The organism is Vibrio sp. RM-41-2B (assembly GCF_024744415.1).
Taxonomy (GTDB): domain Bacteria; phylum Pseudomonadota; class Gammaproteobacteria; order Enterobacterales; family Vibrionaceae; genus Vibrio; species Vibrio diabolicus.
Genome location: NZ_JAMQWD010000005.1, coordinates 247469 through 265555 on the forward strand (window position 1 = coordinate 247469; position 18087 = coordinate 265555).

Here is an 18087-nt window from a genome sequence, read left to right on the forward strand (position 1 = left end):
TGGATGAGAAGCTGTATGGAACTTATCAATAAAACTGCCATCGTGACTGGCGCTGCGGGTGGAATTGGGCAAGCTATTATTGCAAAGCTAAGAGAGCAAGGAGCCAAAGTGCTTGCTGTCGATATTTCAGATCAATCACTGCAAATGTACGCAAGTTTTGGCTCTAAGCAGTTGGAAACCTTTGTTGCGGACGTCACCGATTACCAACAAGTCGAAGCCATGGTGAGGTACGCGGTCGAACAATTTGGCTCACTTGACATCATGGTCAACAATGCAGGTATCGGCGCACCGAAACCTCTGCTTGAACATGATCCTATCGCCGACTTTGAGCCTATCTCTAAAGTCAACCAAAACGGCGTTTACTATGGCATTCTCGCCGCTGGACGACAATTCCAAGCGCAAGGGACACCGGGCGTGATCCTCAATACCTCTTCCGTTTACGCCCAAATGGCCTCCGAGATGACGTTTACCTACAACGTCAGTAAAGCCGCAGTCGATATGATGACCAAATGCGCCGCTCTAGAGTTAGCGCCTCTGGATATTCGTGTGTGTGCCGTCGCTCCGGGACGTGTCGATACTCCGATGTTAAGGCAATACGAAGAGATCGGCTTGTGGAACCACATCCGCAAAGAACAGATGCGCCAAAACTTCACGCAACCAGAAGAGATTGCCAACGTGGTAGCGTTTCTTGTCAGCGAGAAAGCCAACTGTATCAACGGCTGCACCATTAGCGCATCTGACGGTTTCGAGAATTTTAAGTACCCGCTCATGGGATAGATGGAATAGGCGAGCACGCCAAATTACAGCAATAGTGAGGATGTAAGTTATGTCATTACCAGAAGTTATTCAGCATCAAGATTTCCTATTAACTCTTAATACTAATGAAGAGTCGATCATTAAAGACGCGCTACCGGGTGTTGATGTTTACCCGCTGTTTCTTGACCCAGAAAATGGTACGTGGGTGATTCGCGCCAAGTTCAAACCGGGCGTGACTCTGCCTAAGCACTTCCATACTGGTGTGGTGCATTTCTATACACTGAGTGGCGCGTGGCACTACATCGAGTATCCAGACCAAGTCCAAACCGCTGGTAGCTACTTATATGAGCCGGGCGGTTCGATTCATACCTTTCACTGTCCAGAAGAGTCGGGTGGCGCAGATGGCTTTATGGTGATCCAAGGTGCGAACATTAACTTTGACGAAGAGGGTAACTTTATCAACATCATGGATGCAGGTTGGATTGAGCAAGTGGTGGTTGCCGCTGCCAAAGCGCAAGGCTTCACTGCGCGCTATATCAAACCGGGTGCGATTGCTGCCCTGAGTGATGAGCTAGCGGAGTAACCCCATGCAACAGATGAACAGTATCGTAATGCAGGATGGTAGTGTCCGCCTGAAGCAAGTCGAAATCCCCAAACCCGCAGCGGGACAAGTGTTGGTTCGTAGTCTCGCCTGTGGGATTTATGGCTCCGACCTACACATTACTCGACACGCGGATGAGGTGTTTGATGTATTCTACCAGCTCGGGTTGATGCCTGATAAAGTAGGTGAGCACGCTCAAGTGATGTTGGGACATGAATTCTGTGCGGAAATTGTCGAATACGGTGCCGATACGCAGCAAACGTTGCCTGTCGGTAGCCGAGTCACCTCTGTGCCGATGTTGCTCAGCCAAAATGGCGCAGGCGTTGGTGTCACTCCGGGTACTTACGGCGCTTACTCTGAGTATTTCCTTCTTGATGAAGCTCTCCTACTGCCAGTGCCCGACGAAATGCCGTCCGAGGCGGCGGCATTGACCGAACCACTGGCGGTCGGTTTGCACGCGGTCAATCGCAGTGAAATCGAAACGGAAGACACAGCGCTGGTTGTCGGTTGCGGCCCTATAGGGCTGGCGGTGATTGCTGCACTGAAACAACGCGGTGTGAGCAATATTCTTGCGGTCGACCTTCAGGAAGAGAAGCTGCAACTTGCTAGCGAGTTTGGCGCAAATCGATTGATCAACCCGACCAAGGAAGACGAGATCGCCGTTGGTGAGCAGTACGCGATGAACTCACGTCTGGTCATTTATGAGTGTGTGGGCAAGCATACCTTGATTGACGATTTTATGCGCCGCGCTCCTGCCCGAGCGCGAATCGTCATCTCGGGTATCCATACGACACCCGCAATCATTAACTACGCGTACGCTACGGTAAAAGAGCTCGATTTGAGATTCTCTTACTACTACCAACCGCACGAGTTTGAGCAATGCCTACAAGCGATTGCCGAACATAAGTTGCCTTGGCAGAAAATGCTCACCGCCAAAGTGGGAATCGATGGTGTGGAAGATGCGTTTAGACAGTTAATGACGCCAAATGACCACATCAAAGTCGTTATCGAACCTTGGCGCCGCGGCGCGTTAGAAGTGATTTAACTCTTAGCCAGATTAAGCTAGCTAAAACCAATTTTAGTTTGGTGACAGCCCCAACCGTAGCTGCTAGGTTGGGGCTTTTTTGTTAGGCCTGTTCTGCGCATTCCTGTTGCAGAGCAGGGTAATCGGTGTAGCCTCGTTCGTTTCCGCCAAACAACGTTGAGCCATCGAGTTCTGCCAACGGATGGTGATGTTGCAAGCGAGAGACTAAGTCTGGGTTTGCTACGAACGGCCGTCCGAATGCGACAAGATCCGCGTAACCTTTCTCTAACACTTCGTTTGCTCGTTGAGGATCGTAGCGACCTGCGACAATGATAGCGTTGCGAAAGCGCTTTCTAAGTTCGATTCGGAACGTCTCTGGGATCGTTGGTGCATCGGCCCAATCAGCCTCGGACAAGTGCAAGTAGGCGATGTCACGATCCTGCAGTTGTTTTGATGCTTCCAAGATTGTTGGCACGATATCTGGGCAGTCCATATCTTTAAACGTAATAAATGGTGCCAATCTCACTCCAACTCGATGCGCACCAACAGCGGCGATAACTGCCTCCACTACTTCGATAAGAAAACGGATACGATTTTCTCGTGAACCGCCGTAGTTGTCTGTTCGATGGTTTGAGTTGGTTCTTAAGAACTGATCGATCAGATACCCATTCCCGCCGTGGATCTCTACACCATCAAAACCCGATTCAATGGCGCGTTTGGCTGCGTTCGCGAAATCACCGACAACTCGGTTGATATCCGCTTGTGTCATGGCGCGTGGCTCAACACAGTCGACCATATTGCCGTTGCCTTGTTCATCCGCAATCCAAACTTGCGTCTCTACCGGAGCGAGCGCAGATGGCGCGATAGGCTGTTCACCATTTTGGAATGTTGGGTGAGACACTCTGCCCACATGCCATAGCTGACAAAACATCGCTGCGCCATGTGATTTGACCGTTTGGGTCACACCTTGCCAGCCCGCCACTTGCGCATCGGTGTAAACGCCAGGTGTGAACGAATAGCCTTGAGAATCGTCCGAAATTTGTGTGGCTTCGGAAATGATCAGCCCGGCAGAAGCGCGCTGTTGATAATACGTTGCCATCATCTCATTCGGGATGTTGCCCGGCTGAGTGGTGCGTGCGCGAGTCATTGGTGCCATGACAATACGGTTTTGTAGTGACAACGATTTCAGTTGAGCTGGTTCAAACAGCTTATTTGGTCTTTGTTTCATGTTGCGCTCCTTAGATAAGTACTGGCACGTTGGTCGCTTTACGAGCGGTTGCCATCCAGTGAAGTACGGCTGGATCCCATTGCACTTCGGGCGCACTGAAAAAACCGCGTAGAATGGAGAACATAATGGCTTGATCAACCAATGACGTTTGCTTTTCTGAACTTAGGTTGAGCAAGGGTTTGGTTTGTTCTATCAAAGCGGCGACTTCTTTCGCAATCGCAGGTGTATCGTTAATCAAAGCTTCAAAATTTAACGCTTCGGTTTCCTTTTTTGCACGCCATGCTTGTTTAGCGGTTTCTGTTGCAAATTCCGGTAACGTCATGTTTGACCAACGCGGATACCCGACTTTTTGTAGCGGTAAAAACGCTTGTTTTTGCCAGTCTAAAACCGGTGCTGAGGGTTGGCTGCTTTCATTGGAAGATGCCAATTCAAGGAAGTAGTTGATGATGTCTAAGCTTTCCGCCATGGCTTCACCATCGTCTTTGATCAAAAGAGGAACTTGTTTTGCGCCGATGATGTTTGTGGTGGTGCTCTCGTCGTCATAAGCAATGTTGATGACGTCGAGCTGAATATTCAGCATGCCTGCAACAAAACGGACGCGGGCGCTAAAGGGGCAATGTTCATAAATGTACAGTTTCATTTTTTGTTTCCTATCTCTTGGCTGGGCAGGGCGTGTTGTTGTGCGTTGAACAGCGTTACGGCGTTTAACTTTTCCCTGCCACATAACGTTCTGGGTCTAAACAATGTCGATAGGGTCAGTATATGGATTCGACTTAATTTGATAATTGGGTAATATCTGAATTGATTGTTCAGTTTTTCCAAATAATAAGGGCGCGAAGATGGATAAGTTTTCGGATATGACGTTGTTTGTCAGCATCGTTAAACATCAAGGTCTGGCAGCGGCGGGAAGGGAGTTAGGTTTATCTCCGGCGACGGTAACGGCAAGGCTGCAAGCGATAGAAGAACGCTATGGCGTAAAGCTGCTCAATCGAAGTACCCGCCATGTATCACTCACGGACGCCGGGGCAATGTACCATCAAGCTTGTCTGAACATCATTGATAGCGTGAAAGAGACGGAAAACTTGCTGCAAACGGGTATTTCGCAAGTGCGCGGAACGTTGAAAATTTCAGCTCCACGAGATATTGGCAAACAAATTATTTCGCCGATGGTGTCGGCTTTTTCTGAGCGATATCCAGATGTGACGCCTTATCTTTATCTTAATGACAATTTGTCGAACTTGGCTGAATCGGGGCTCGATTTAGTGATTCGTTACGGCGAGTTAGCGGACAGTAATCTCATTTCGCGCAAGCTGGCATCGAGTCAACGCGTGCTGTGCGCGTCACCTGATTATTTGTCGAAGCAAGGTATCCCAAACTGTCCTCAAGATCTCGCGGATCATCGCTGCTTAGCCATGGTGCGCAGCAATGAAGAATTAAAAACGTGGCACTTTAAAGATGAAGAGTCTCACCAAACGATCACGGTCACGCCAAAGCGCTTTTCTGATGATGGTGAAGTGATTCGACAATGGGCGTTGGACGGTGCGGGGATTGCGTTGAAATCGATTTTAGATATTCAGCAAGACCTAAAACAACAACGTTTAGTAACGGTTTTGGATGGGTATATGAAAAACTTCAGCGCCTTTTCGCAAGGCGCTGAAGCGGATCTGCATGTCATTTATCAAAGCCGCCAATATCAACCGAAAAGAGTTCGCCTGTTTTTGGACTTTCTAGTTGAGCAACTTAGCGCGCTGAGTAATGCCAGCAATCAGATCTAGATGCGATTCCGAGGTTTCTCGGCGGTGGCGATAAATCCCGACGGTGCCAGGGTTTGGTTCGTTTTCCATGGTTAAGCATCGTAAGCCAAAAGATTCCAAATACGGTTGCAGATGGCGGGTATAAGACATCACCGCGACGCTTTCTTTCAGTACATCAATACTGGCGAGCAGAGAATCCACTTCGTAAGTCGGTCGGTCATCCAGTTGCTGCCTTTCGCGTTCATTTTGTTTCGGGATTGGGTTATCGATGACGTGAGCGAATTTCTTAGCGTCATAAGTGACCGAAAGAGCGGGGTATTCGTGCAGCATCTCTTCGGTGACGGTTTTCCCTAGCAGTGGATGGTTTGGGGAAACAAAATAGGCATCAACCGTTTGAAATAGCGGAATAAACGTAACATCGCATTTAGACGACAAGCCGACAATCTCGTGGCCGATGAAGAATTCAATCTGTTCGTTGATTAATGAATCCATCAAGCCTAAGTGATTGCCAAATTCGACGTGCGTAGATGCCGAAGGCTGCTTGGTCAGATGTTCATTGAGTGCTTGTTTGACGAACAGTGGCCACCACGCATCGCCAGTACCCATTTTAATTTTTCCGACTTGGTATTGTTTCCGTTCATCAATGCTTTGCATCATTTGGTTGTATTCATGCTGCATCGCGTTGCTATGGCGATAGAGGATGCGCCCGTATTCGGTCAACACCATGCCATTAGGGTGACGTTCAAACAGCGTCACGCCGAGATTCTCTTCCAGCTTCTTTAAATTGCTTGTTACCGTTGGCTGGCTTAACCCTGCCATTCTTGCCGCAGCGCTGATGCTTTGGCAGCGTGCAACCAGTAAAAATTGCTGCAGAGATTTGTCCATTTTCTTCCCCTCTAAGAACGAGGGGTATTTTGCACAATTTCATTTATAAATCACAAATCTGTAATCTCATTTGATTGAAATTATGCGCATTTCATAGATCTACATCACTGTTGGGGTCTGACGTATAGATGTTATCTATAGCTCGCTCCTGACTTCCTATTTTCCCCTCAAAAGGGTGTTCTTTAGACTGTCGCCAAAACAACAATCTAAGGGATGAACATGAAACCGAGTTTTATTGCGCTTGCTGTCGCGTCTTGTATTGGTCTTGCTGGATGTGGGTCAGATTCCTCTGATGCGCCTGTGCCGGTCGACAAACCAATTATTTCAGCCGACTTATATTTACGTGGTTTAAATGGGGATTGGGGCACGGCAGAGCATGCCAAGCTAAACTATTTGGGGAATAACGAGTACGAAACCGTACTGCGCGTCGCTCGAGGTAGTAATCAGTTCAAGATTGCTGATCCGGGTTGGCAGATCCAATACACCTACATTGAGGAGCCCGCGGCGTTCGATAAAGCTCAGGAGTACCTGCCAAAACCAGACACGAATGAAGCGTGTATGAACGATGATTGCAACTCTGAGATCACGTTTGAAGACAAAGGGTATTACAAGTTTTCTGTGAGCTTTGCCGATGAAAGTCGCGCGACAATGACTGTGACGAAAGCAACACAAGAAGAAGCGGAAAAATACTACTCTGATGCGATTCTCGACCCTGCAATGGTGCATGAGGGGCATCAGAGCAAAGAAGTGAAACTGTTCGCCAATTACGATGACTCGAGTGATACCGTGATTTTTTCGGTGAAAGATCCTAAAGCTGAGCTGCGTGAATTTGGTATTTCAACGACGACAGAATTGCGTGATGCGCTCGACCAAGGCTTAGTGATTAATGAACAAACAGGGCCGCGAGTGGTGTCGGGTGATGTCGCGTTTGACGCGTTGTTTGCGTTGACGATGAAAGAGCTAGACCAGCTTGCCGTTTCTGAAATCAAAGACGGCAATTACAACTACAACAACCCAATCAAAGCGGAAGTTTTTGAGACGGGCGCGAAGTGGCATTACGTGTGGACGCGTGATTTGGCGTACGCAGCAGACCTTTCGCTTGCATTGATGAATCCAACTCGCGTGCGAAATGGTTTGAATTTCAAATTGTCCGCTTTCCGCGATACGACCGATCAGCAATACGATGGCGAGCAGATTGTGCAAGACACGGGCACTGGCGGTAGCTGGCCAATCAGTACCGACCGCACGACTTGGGCGCTTGGTGCAGAACGCTTACTTTCGGCATTGGATGGAGAAGAGTACAACCAGTTTGCTGAGCGCGCATATAAAGCTATCAGTAATACACTTGAAGCCGATCGCCTGGCGGCTTTTGATGCGAAATCCGGTTTATACACTGGTGAGCAATCATTCCTCGATTGGCGTGAGCAAACTTACTCAACGTGGACGCCAAACGATGTCAATGCGATTGGTAGCAGCAAAGCGTTATCGACAAACGTGGTTCACTACCGCGCGATTCAGCTCGCGGCTAAGTTGGCAGAGAAGTACGATTCAACCAACGCGGTCAAATACACTGAATGGGCTGCGCAGTTAAAAAACGCTATCAACGAGCAGTTTTGGAATGCCGAACGCGGTATGTACGTAAGTTATTTGTTTGATAATGGCAAAGACATCGCGGTCGACAAATATGACATGTTGGGCGAAGCACTTGCGATCATCAGTGGTGTGGCAAGTGATGCGCAGGCGAAACAAATCATGGCCAATTACCCACACAGTGAGTTTGGCGTGCCGGTTTATTTCCCTCAACAACCGGACGTGCCTGTGTACCATAACCGCGCAATTTGGCCATTTGTTACCGCGTACAGCTTGCGTGCCGCGCATCAAACACAAAACGTAGCTGCAGCGAACAATGCCATTCAATCGTTGGTTCGTGGTACGGCGACCAATTTATCCAACATGGAAAACTTAGAGTGGCTTTCTGGTAAGTCATTCATCATCCATAGTGATCATGGCGAAGATCCGAGCTTGGATGGCCCAGTGATTAACTCTCAGCGTCAGCTTTGGTCTGTGGGTGGCTACTTGAACATGGTGGTAGAGACCCTATTCGGCATCCATACCGAAACAGGTAAGTTGGAAGTGAAGCCATTTATCACAAGTTGGGTGAGCAATAACTTGTTGGCTCAGTCTGAACAAATCACGTTGGAAAACTTTGCCTTCAAAGGAAAGAACTACTCGGTAACGATTGACTTGCCTGAAGTAAGCAAAGATGAAACAGGCTACTACCCAGTTGAAAATGTCACGATGGACGAAGAGGGGCATTTCCACGTGACACTGGGCGCGCTTGTGAATGCAGATAGCAGCATTACTTTAGTTTCTGGTGTGAAACCGTATGTGAGTGAAGATAGCCGCGTTTATTCTCCGCAAGAGCCAACATTGGTGGTAACAAGCGTTGATAATTCGGTTTCGATTGATGTGACGAGCAAGTACAACGTGAACTTGTATCGCAATGGCGAGCTGATTCAAAAGAACGTGATTGCTCAATCTTATTCCGATACGCCAACAGGTTTTGCTTGTTATTTGGCTGAAAGCATTAACGATAAAGGCTTCCGTTCTAACCCAAGCCAGCCGGTTTGTGTCGGTGAAGAGATCCGCATCAAACTTGATGGCGAATATCAGCCACTCAAAGACAATGTCTCAGTGGTTACGGTGAGCAAAGAGAGTGGCATCGTAAAAGGTGCAGAGTCGTTTACAGCTCCTGTAACGGGTACTTACCAGTTCGATGCTTGGTACAACAATAACCTAGGGCAACTTAATACTGGCATCACTAATACCTTGAAATTGTTAGAGGTATTGGATGATGCAGGCAAAGTGGTTGGTCAAGGTTATTTGCAGATGGGCCATATTGGTGAAAACCAAGGTATGCGTTACTCAACGCCAATTGAAGTGGCGTTGGAGCAGGGGAAAACCTATCAGATCGCGCTGAAGGATCACTTCAATATGAGTTACCTCACATCGAATGAAACCTACATCTACGCTGGTGGTATTGAGGGTGAAAAGAACGAAGCGCAAATCGCAGATATTCGAATCACACCTATAATGTAGGCTGTTTTAATAAAGCTGTGTTCTAAAAAACTGTGTTCTAAGAAAAAAAGCCGCTGAGATTATCAGCGGCTTTGTTGTATTTGCTATCGGGGCCGTTTACAGATTAGTTTGCCGCCTGCGGACGAGGTTTACGGCGCTGACCTGATGGTTTGTTTCCTGCAGGCTTAGTATTGTTTGGCTTGCGGTTACCAGACGGTTTACCAGCGTTGCCACTCATATTACCGTTTGGTTTATTTCCACTCGGTTTATTGCCATTTGGCTTGCTGTTTGCGCGACCTTGGCCTTCACGGTTGCCTTTAGGCTTACCCGCACCGCCTTGGTTGGTGCTGTTTTTGTTGCCGTTGTTACCACCGTTGAAGCGACGTTTAGGTTTGTTTGCACCATTGCCTGCTTTCTTTTCGGTTACTGGGGCGTTTTCACTTGCAGCATTTGGTGCTTTTGGTTTTTTCGGCTTCTTAGGTTTTTTCGGTTTGATTGGGCGAGTATCCAGTTTAGATTCTGGCACTACATTGGTTGGCGCAAAACCTTCCAACTCTTTACGTGGTAGCACTTCTTGAATCAAACGTTCAATCGCAAACAGCTCAGATGCTTCTAGCGCACACACGAGTGAAATCGCTTTACCTACTTCGCCCGCGCGGCCAGTACGACCAATACGGTGAACGTAGTCTTCTGCCACTTTAGGTAGCTCAAAGTTCACCACTTGCGGTAATTGAGGAATATCGATACCGCGCGCAGCAATGTCCGTCGCGACCAACACACGAATTTCACCCGATTTAAAATCCGCCAGTGCTTTGGTACGCGCGCCTTGGCTCTTGTTGCCGTGGATGGCAGCAGCCGGTAGGTTTTGTTCGATCAGGAACTTCGCCAGACGGTTTGCGCCGTGTTTCGTTTTCGTAAACACCAGCACTTGCTTCCAATCGCCGTCTTTGATCAGTTTAACCAACATCGGTGCTTTCTTCTTCACGTCTGCTGGGTAGATGCTTTGCTCAACCGTTCTCGCCGTCGAGTTTGCCGGGTTAACGGAAATCTCAACCGGGTTGTTCACCAAGCCTTTCGCAAGGTCGCGGATTTCATCCGAGAAAGTCGCCGAGAAAAGTAGGTTCTGACGCTGTTTTGGTAGCAGGGCTAGGATTTTGCGAATATCGCGGATAAAGCCCATATCCAGCATGCGGTCTGCTTCGTCCAGTACTAGCACTTCCAGTTGGTCGAACTTCACTGCATTTTGGTTGTACAAATCCATCAGGCGGCCTGGTGTCGCGACCAACACATCCGCACCTTTGCGAAGACGCTGCATTTGCGGGTTGATCTTCACACCACCAAAAACAACTGCACTGCTTAGTGGAAGGTGACGGCTGTACATAAACACGTTTTCTTGCACCTGAGCCGCAAGCTCACGTGTTGGCGTTAGGATAAGTGCACGAACTTGGTTAGCACGAACGCGAGGGCCGTTCGATAAACGCTCAAGAATCGGTAGCGTAAAGCCTGCAGTTTTACCTGTACCAGTCTGCGCTGCTGCCATTACGTCTTTCCCTTCCAAAATAGCAGGAATTGCTCTTGCCTGAATTGGCGAAGGGGTGTCGTAGCCTTTTTCTTGAATAGCTTTAAGGATTGGAGCAGATAGACCTAAAGAGGTAAAACCCATATGTATGATTCTCAATTGTAGAGTTAGATAACAACGCGCCGAAAACAAATCGGTACGAAAAGTGCGACATTCTGAGGCTTTTACGCGCTGGCTTCAACTAATTCTGTTATGGATAAATATTTGAACTGGATCTCATTTCTTTTTTGAACAAAAAAGAGCATAGAAAAGTGACGTAGATTCATTCTGTAGTTTGAATGTGTTACGTGTTCTTTCGGAAAAAACAGCGAGACAAATGGTGATTATTAATCACTCAAACGGCTTAAAAATACTTGTTTGATAAATAATCAGAATGATTGAATGTTATTCAGTGTTTTGCCACTCAATTTTAATGGAAATTAATTAGTAAAGTATTACCAAGTCTCAGATTTGATACATGTCGGTGTGGTTAAATGCTGAGCAGAAAGGAATCGACTGATATAAAACAATGAGCTTGATGTGAATGCAAGGATCTCATTCAGCATCAAATCGCACTATTATCCCAGCTTGCTAACAAAAGGTTGTACTATGCGCTTTGCTATCCGATTTCTCTACTCACGGCCTCCTTCACACTCTATTCAGAGATCTTTCTGCTTTTACTGCCTGAGTTAAAGCTCTCTAAATATTTGTTCTATTGTTGTATTTGACGGTGGCAAGGCTTGTCTACCTAGAGTGCTTTGTTACTGCAAGTTCTATATTTCTGATGTTATGAATTAATTTTGTGGTTGTGAGAACTAATAAAATGTCGTCAATAAATAACAATTTCTACTGGGTTGGTGAACAGCCTGTCAGTGAGTTAGCTGAAGATATGGTTTTGGTTAATCATATTGATGAGGTGGCAACGGGACTCGGTGGCATGGTGTGTATTGCTTATCAAGATCCACACCAAATAGATACTGCTCTGAAAGCGTTTTATCAGCAGAAAGGGCGTTGGTCTTGGGCGGTTTATGTCTCCGTGGAAACCCCTTATTCTCGATGCGTTACCGACGGTGTATTTGAAGTTAGAGAATCAATAAAAATTTGGCGATCTATTCAAAATAAGCTCGATGCCATTGATGAACCGGAAGTGTTAGACCCTTTGATTGGTTGGCTTGGGGTCAATCGTCAGCGAAGAGTGACTGCTTTAAAAAGCTTAGAGTCTATGTCGGTTTATTCGTACCCAATCATCGATATGTTCTTTCCTGATATTTATTCGACTTATCGATACGTGCTCTCAGAGCAAGGTCGCGGAGTATTAGAAGCGGAAGTACTGATCGACAGAATTCGTGTTTGTTCTCAATGTAATAGCGGGCACTTGAATTATGTAGAGGTGTGCCCGGATTGCAGCAGCATCGATATCGACTCTCAAAGCTCTTTGCACTGCTTCACTTGTGGCCATGTTGGTGAACAACACAGCTTTCAGCGCCGTGGAAAGCTCGAGTGCCCCAAATGTTTGACTCAGCTGCGCCATATCGGCGTTGATTATGATCGCCCGCTTGAAAACCACGTTTGTAATAGTTGCTCCAGTTTATTTGTTGAAGCGGCGACGATCAGTCAATGTTTAAGTTGTGACTCAAAGATCAAAGTTGAAGAGCTTGTTGTCCGTAAAATTTACCAATATCGACTTGGTGAAGTGGGTGAATACATTTTCCAACACGGTAAGTCCATTCAAGCTCCTGAACTCTCGATCAAAGGCAAAGTGGAAGTCAGCTTTTTCCAAAATTTGCTTGCATGGTTAAATAAAGTCGCGCTGAGACACAAAGAACAGCACCTTCTACTTGGACTGCATTTACCGACGATCGATGAATACGGTAAGCAATATGGCGATGCAAAATTGTTCTCATTGATGGATCAACTGACGCGTCGTCTTAGCAGCTTGTTTAGAGATACCGATATCTGTTGTCAGTACAAACAGGATGTGTTGCTTGTCCTAATGCCAAATACGACCAACGCGAGCCTGTCCATTTTACAGCAAAAATTATCGGATCTGGGTGAACTTGTTGAAGACGAAGAGTTTGAGTTGGATGTCTTTGCTTGGGACCTGCCCGATCCGATCATTGAAGACGGTGTTTCTGTTTGGATGGAATCGCTGATGGGTGAGATTTATGCTGCAAGATAGTCTCGTTCTGCTCTACTATCTTCGAGGTATGCTACTTCACAACGAAGAGTTATGGCTATTGCTGTTTCCCGTCATGATCATTATCGAGCTACCTCTATATTTGCTGGTGCTAACAGGGATATTTCGTTGGTCATATGCGCAAGAAGACCCAGAATTAAAGCGGTTTCCTTCAGTGAGTTTCGTTATTACTTGTTATGGTGAAGGTGATGCGATTGGGATCACTATCGATACGTTAGTTGAGCAAGTTTACCCAGGTCATATTGAAGTACTTGCTGTGGTTGATGGGGCGGTACAAAACCAAGATACCTATCAAGCCGCGTTAAATGGTGAGAAAAGGCATGCAGGCGTTCGTAATCGTAAAGTGCGCGTGTTGCCCAAATGGCAACGAGGAGGCCGGGTTTCAACACTGAATGCCGGCTTATCAATGGCTAGTGGTGAAATCGTCATTAACGTGGATGGAGATACGTCTTTCGATAACGACATGGTCTTCACCATGATGAAACAGTTTGCGGATAAAAATGTGATTGCGAGCGGTGGTGCGTTAAGAGTTCGCAACCACAACGCCAACTTGTTGACCAAAATGCAATCCTTGGAGTACATGCTGTCGATGCAAGCCGGTAAAACGGGGATGGCGACATGGGGAGTGCTCAATAACATTTCTGGCGCCTTCGGAGCGTTTCGGAAGAACTTGCTTAAGCAAGTGGGGGGCTGGGATACGCATACCGCAGAAGATCTCGACTTAACCATGCGCTTGAAGCAATACAAACGTCGTTACCCTGATAATAAATTGGCCTTTTCGACGCACTCCATCGGCCATACTGATGTGCCAGATACGTTGAAAGGTTTGGTATTGCAGCGGCTGCGTTGGGATGGCGATTTATTGTTTTTGTTTTTGCGTAAACACAATGAAGGGTTGTCTCCACGGTTACTTGGTTGGGGAAACTTCTTATTCACTTTGGCTTATGGCGTGATTCAAAACGTTTTATTGCCGCTGCTTGTGGTGATATTTAGCGTGTACATGGTGATTGTCTATCCACTTAAATTTGTATTGGCGTTGATGCTAATGCTCTATTTTGTCTACCTCTTCTTATCTGCTCTGATTTTTGTTGTCTACATTGGGCTTGTATCAGAGAGAAAAAAAGAGGATTTGAAGTCAGCGAAATGGTTATTTCTTTACCCTGTCTACCAGTTTTTCATGCGTTTGATTACCGCTTTCTCAATGGTTAATGAAGTTGTGAGGAGAAGTCATGAAGAGTCGAGTATGGCACCTTGGTGGGTATTGAAGCGAGGTAAAAAGTTTTAGTATGAAAGTTAACTTTCACTTAGATAAGAAAAACAAACCGCAGTCTGAGAACGGGATGAAAGTCGTCTACGGACAGGCAAAGCGTGGCGGTTATCGTCTCCGTTGGTACTTGATTTTAGCGATTGTAATCAGTCCGCTTTTGTTTATGGCTTATTACTTGTTTAGAACGCAAGTGTTAGTGACGGCGCCTGCCATTATCACGTCACATCCACTTACGGTGACGGCAACTCGCTCTGCCATTGTTGGGCCAGTGCCTGTGAATGTCGGTACGGAAGTGACTCAGGATCAAGCGCTGCTGTTGTTAAAAGATAATGCGTTGAATAAAGAGATTGATTTCATTAAAGATGAGCTGGTGAAACTGTCTAAAAATCAGGTGCAAAGTACTGATGAGCTATACAAAAGTGCTATTGAAAGCTCAGCCGAAGGCTTGAAGAAGGTTCGTGATATTCAGAAAAAATACGACCTTTACAGAAAGAAAGGGCAAGTGTCTGAGGTGGATTACGCGGCTATTGTGAGTGTGAATAACTCACTGAGTAATCAGTTAAGCAGTCAGAAAATTGCTTATGTGGATGCGATGCGTAACTTGGAAGAGTTAGAGTTGGCTGGTCCAGTGACACAAGAGTATCGTTCTTTAATGCGTGAGCTGGTAGTAAAGCGTGCTCAACAAGAAGATCTCACCTTCCGTTCTCCTATGAACGGTCGTGTACTCGATATTCATGTGCATGAGGGGCAAAATGTATCGGAAAATACGCCATTGCTCACGATTGCTCGCAACGTGACACCTGAAATTACGGCTTTTCTAAATCCTAAATACCTCGAATACAGCAATATGGAAACCAAAGCAAAAGTCGTATTTCCTGATGGTCGAAAGTTTAATGCGACGGTATCGAAGCCGGTTGAGGTTGTGAACAAATTGCCTTCAGAACTTCAAAGCCCATTTGAAGGGCAGCCTGCCTATTTAAAAGTCACACTGAGCTTTGATGAGCCGTTGGAAAAAAGTCGATGGATTGAAGGGGTCGAAGTGGAAGTTCGCTTTTAACGTTGGTTGATTGAGTAGGAAAGGAGCGAAAAGCTCCTTTTATTTTGGTTGTTAACGCGCCTTTAGTTGCCTTTAGCATGCATTAAAAACGCGCTAGTCAGTTGCTGAAAGAGTGAATCTATCGAGGGGCGGTCAGATATATGATGGAAGAGCGGTGTGTGGACATCACCACGAATATCATCGTCATGACCACAAAGCTGATTACACATTCGCACTGGTTCGACAATCTTCTCGACGTCGGCATCAATCAGAATGCATGCTTGTGACAATACCACTTGTCCACCGCCTTTTTTAAGTAAAACACGCTGCGCGGTTCCCACGACTTTTTGCCCGCCAATGTTGAGGTTGTACTCGCCATCGCAGTAGGAATAAGGCGTAGCATGGACATCTACTTTCACGCCCAGTTGCTCAAAGAAAACTGTCAAAATCGCACACAAATCGAGATACGCTTTCTTGATGTCGTAAGGCTCACCGTCTGGCCAGTGATAGATGTGTGATAGATTAATAATACCCGGTACTTGAGGGACGGGGGCACCGCCAGTTTTACGGGAAAAGAGTTTCCAGCCAGACGCATTTAACGCATGTTCTAACTCGTTAGAAATAGGCCACTTTTTACCTGCGGGAAGCACGAGCGTCGGGCTTTTTACTTGCCAAAGTAATAGCACTTGCGAGAGTTGGTTGGACTGAACTTGTTTAATGAGCTCATCTTCTTTTTCAAATGCATCAGCGACTTCCGTAGCCGTATAGCGAATTAGCTTATTTTTAGAAACCAAGCTCTATCCCTCATCCGTATATTATCGCTACTGTTTTATCTTAGATACCATGTAATTACTAGCGGTATACGCTGCCTTTAGAGTTTTCTGCGCTTCCATTATTTCTATTTAAAGGGGCGATAGAAATATTTTGTTGGTCATCACATAAGCAATTCATAAAATCCGCCATCTAAATAATTTTTAGGCGATATGACTATGAAAAAGCGAGTGATGTGTCTTGCGTTAGCGGCATCATTGACGGGATGTGTGACGTTCCCGACCCAAGAATCTGAGCAAGTCCAAGTGCTTTGGGACAACGTGAATGCGATTGAAAACTGCGAGCTAATGGGAACGGTAATTGGCTCGGAAGGGCACTTTTATGATTATTGGCTGCACGCAGATAAAGACATGGTTTGGGGTACGTTAAACCAAATGCGCATCAAAGCGGCAGATTTGGGCGCAGATACATTGTATTTATATGAGCCGTTGGACTTCTCCACATCGGTTACTATGTTTGCCAATGCTTATAAGTGCAAACAGCCATAATTTTACTTTTCCGAAAGCAAAGACAGGCGAAATGTGCCTGTCTTTGAGTTTGCTGCCAAACAACAAGTTTACGTCTGTGCGCGTTGTGATGAGCACTTTTCAGTTAATTTACGTTCGCTGTAGCCACAGCCGTCGTGTCAGAAAATGACAGCGTGAAGTCTTGTTCGGTATTTAATACTTTGGCCGGGAACTCTAAGCTTAACTGTGCGTGTGGTGCGACTTCTGACGCGATACTGGTGACGAATTTTCGGGTTTCACCCGGAGAGATTGACAAGTTGTTTCCCCCTCGTGATGAGAGCTCTGCGATTCCCATGGTTTCAAGCGTATTACCCGCAGTATCTGCTAAGTTCAACAAAGACTCCGATTTATACACTAGCTCTCCGCTTTCGGTGCGATAGGCATTAAACGTGTTGAAGTTTGGCTGTAATGAACCTTGTGAACCGACGTTAGTGACGGAAAACGTCACATTAGAGCCATCAAAATTCTCGACTTTCACCAACACGTTACCGTCTTGGTAACGCGCTGCTGCGGCAGCACTGGCTTGCTGTTTCTGTCTCTGTTGTTTTTTCTCAATGTTGCTTAACTGTTCCTGCTCGCTAGCAATTCTATTTTCTGCCATGGCGTAAGATTGATCCACCATTGCTAGCAAAGCGGGGATTGAATACAACGTGAGACCTTCCAAATGGTCAAAGTCGATTTTGGCATGCTGAGTAAGTTCGTGGTTCGAGAACTGGCAGTAACCATCAATCAAGCTAACAAATGCGACTTCAAAAGTACCTTGTAATCGACTCACTTCCTGTGCGGCTTTTTCTAAATCTGAGCGTACTTTTCTGATCTCTTCCAATGTCTTTTGTGGCAAACGTCCATTGGGTGACACATCGTTGGAAACCGAGACCAGTGCTTCGGTCACAAATGGATTGTTTTCGGCTGGAATCACTGTGGTGATGCGGTTGGATTTAGTGATGTCTTCGCCCAGTAAAACCATCATTTTTTGCGATACGGCAGTTGTGTTGCCCGCTAAAACATCACTACAGTTTGGAGACGTATTCGCATACGCGGCGAATGCGGTAAAAAGTGAAAAGATAACGGACCAGCCAGTGGTGACGAGTCCTGTCGTGGTTCGAGTGTTCATCCTGATAACCCCTCTGTCATTTGGTGCGATTCACTGACGTAATTGCCAATCAAAAGACTGGCTCGCGACATTCAGAATGGTTCTGGTCAATCCTTCGTAGTGGGTATGCCCGCAGATGCTTTCTAGTCGTTTACTCAATCGCTAAGCCACGACTGAGTAAAGTGTCTGAAATTGAGAACATTAATGCTGCGAAGTTGATGTCTTTTGTTTGAAAGATAGACGTAACTTTTCTAACCATCAAATACGTGATTA

General features: G+C 46.4%; 15 protein-coding genes. 9 read left to right on the forward strand and 6 right to left on the reverse strand.

Going from position 1 to position 18087, the window contains the following annotated elements; translation table 11 throughout:
• The first annotated feature begins 15 nt into the window (after positions 1-15).
• From NB463_RS04565 to NB463_RS04575, 3 genes are read left to right on the forward strand one after another with little or no spacing between them, the layout of a single operon-like run.
• On the forward strand, positions 16-777 hold the full coding sequence (locus NB463_RS04565; protein ID WP_170892150.1) for an SDR family NAD(P)-dependent oxidoreductase: 762 nt from the start codon (positions 16-18) through the stop codon (positions 775-777).
• Between the two features lie 49 nt (positions 778-826).
• A complete protein-coding gene (locus NB463_RS04570) occupies positions 827-1339 on the forward strand; it encodes a 2,4'-dihydroxyacetophenone dioxygenase family protein (protein ID WP_053809405.1) in 513 nt (170 codons plus the stop codon).
• Positions 1340-1343: 4 nt separating this feature from the next.
• Entirely contained in the window at positions 1344-2402 is a 1059-nt protein-coding gene (locus NB463_RS04575; protein ID WP_258431916.1) for a zinc-binding dehydrogenase, read from the forward strand.
• Between the two features lie 82 nt (positions 2403-2484).
• On the opposite strand, the gene NB463_RS04580 is transcribed toward NB463_RS04575, so the two are convergent.
• Both NB463_RS04580 and grxB read right to left on the reverse strand, forming a co-directional pair.
• Entirely contained in the window at positions 2485-3609 is a 1125-nt protein-coding gene (locus NB463_RS04580) for an alkene reductase (RefSeq protein WP_258431917.1), read from the reverse strand.
• A gap of 10 nt (positions 3610-3619) precedes the next feature.
• Positions 3620-4249 carry a glutaredoxin 2 gene (gene grxB / locus NB463_RS04585; protein WP_029825713.1) on the reverse strand — a complete coding sequence of 210 codons (630 nt, stop codon included), beginning with the start codon at positions 4247-4249 and terminating at the stop codon, positions 3620-3622.
• A 199-nt stretch (positions 4250-4448) separates the two neighbouring features.
• Here grxB and NB463_RS04590 point away from each other — a divergent pair, with 199 nt between their 5' ends.
• Entirely contained in the window at positions 4449-5384 is a 936-nt protein-coding gene (locus NB463_RS04590; protein ID WP_065645981.1) for a LysR family transcriptional regulator, read from the forward strand.
• Here NB463_RS04590 and NB463_RS04595 read toward each other — a convergent pair.
• Positions 5337-6248 carry a LysR family transcriptional regulator gene (locus NB463_RS04595; protein ID WP_020841841.1) on the reverse strand — a complete coding sequence of 304 codons (912 nt, stop codon included), beginning with the start codon at positions 6246-6248 and terminating at the stop codon, positions 5337-5339. The two genes, NB463_RS04590 and NB463_RS04595, sit on opposite strands and share 48 nt — an antisense overlap.
• 219 nt (positions 6249-6467) lie before the next feature.
• On the opposite strand from NB463_RS04595, the gene NB463_RS04600 reads away from it, so the two are divergent.
• Positions 6468-9347 (forward strand): amylo-alpha-1,6-glucosidase, encoded by a 2880-nt coding sequence (locus tag NB463_RS04600; RefSeq protein WP_258431919.1) that lies wholly within the window; start codon positions 6468-6470, stop codon positions 9345-9347.
• A 103-nt stretch (positions 9348-9450) separates the two neighbouring features.
• Here the strand turns inward: NB463_RS04600 and NB463_RS04605 are convergent, their stop codons facing one another.
• Complete coding sequence (locus NB463_RS04605) at positions 9451-10989, reverse strand: DEAD/DEAH box helicase (protein ID WP_258431920.1); 1539 nt, start codon at positions 10987-10989, stop codon at positions 9451-9453.
• A gap of 718 nt (positions 10990-11707) precedes the next feature.
• On the opposite strand from NB463_RS04605, the gene NB463_RS04610 reads away from it, so the two are divergent.
• The 3 genes from NB463_RS04610 to NB463_RS04620 are packed head-to-tail and all read left to right on the forward strand — an operon-like array spanning position 11708 to position 15405.
• Positions 11708-13063: a diguanylate cyclase domain-containing protein gene (locus NB463_RS04610; RefSeq protein WP_258431921.1), complete on the forward strand. Its 1356-nt coding sequence runs from the start codon at positions 11708-11710 to the stop codon at positions 13061-13063.
• Positions 13050-14366, forward strand: a complete 1317-nt coding sequence (locus NB463_RS04615; protein ID WP_258431922.1) for a glycosyltransferase family 2 protein — start codon at positions 13050-13052, stop codon at positions 14364-14366. The genes NB463_RS04610 and NB463_RS04615 overlap by 14 nt, the downstream gene beginning before the upstream one ends.
• A gap of 1 nt (position 14367) precedes the next feature.
• Complete coding sequence (locus tag NB463_RS04620) at positions 14368-15405, forward strand: HlyD family secretion protein (RefSeq protein WP_074190450.1); 1038 nt, start codon at positions 14368-14370, stop codon at positions 15403-15405.
• Positions 15406-15467: 62 nt separating this feature from the next.
• Here NB463_RS04620 and NB463_RS04625 read toward each other — a convergent pair whose 3' ends face one another.
• Positions 15468-16178, reverse strand: coding sequence for a lipoate--protein ligase family protein (locus tag NB463_RS04625; protein ID WP_258431923.1), 711 nt, complete (start codon positions 16176-16178; stop codon positions 15468-15470).
• A gap of 195 nt (positions 16179-16373) precedes the next feature.
• On the opposite strand from NB463_RS04625, the gene NB463_RS04630 reads away from it, so the two are divergent.
• Positions 16374-16703 carry a DUF4156 domain-containing protein gene (locus NB463_RS04630; RefSeq protein ID WP_005392758.1) on the forward strand — a complete coding sequence of 110 codons (330 nt, stop codon included), beginning with the start codon at positions 16374-16376 and terminating at the stop codon, positions 16701-16703.
• Between the two features lie 103 nt (positions 16704-16806).
• On the opposite strand, the gene NB463_RS04635 is transcribed toward NB463_RS04630, so the two are convergent.
• Positions 16807-17835, reverse strand: a complete 1029-nt coding sequence (locus NB463_RS04635) for a hypothetical protein (protein WP_258431924.1) — start codon at positions 17833-17835, stop codon at positions 16807-16809.
• Positions 17836-18087: the final 252 nt, after the last annotated feature.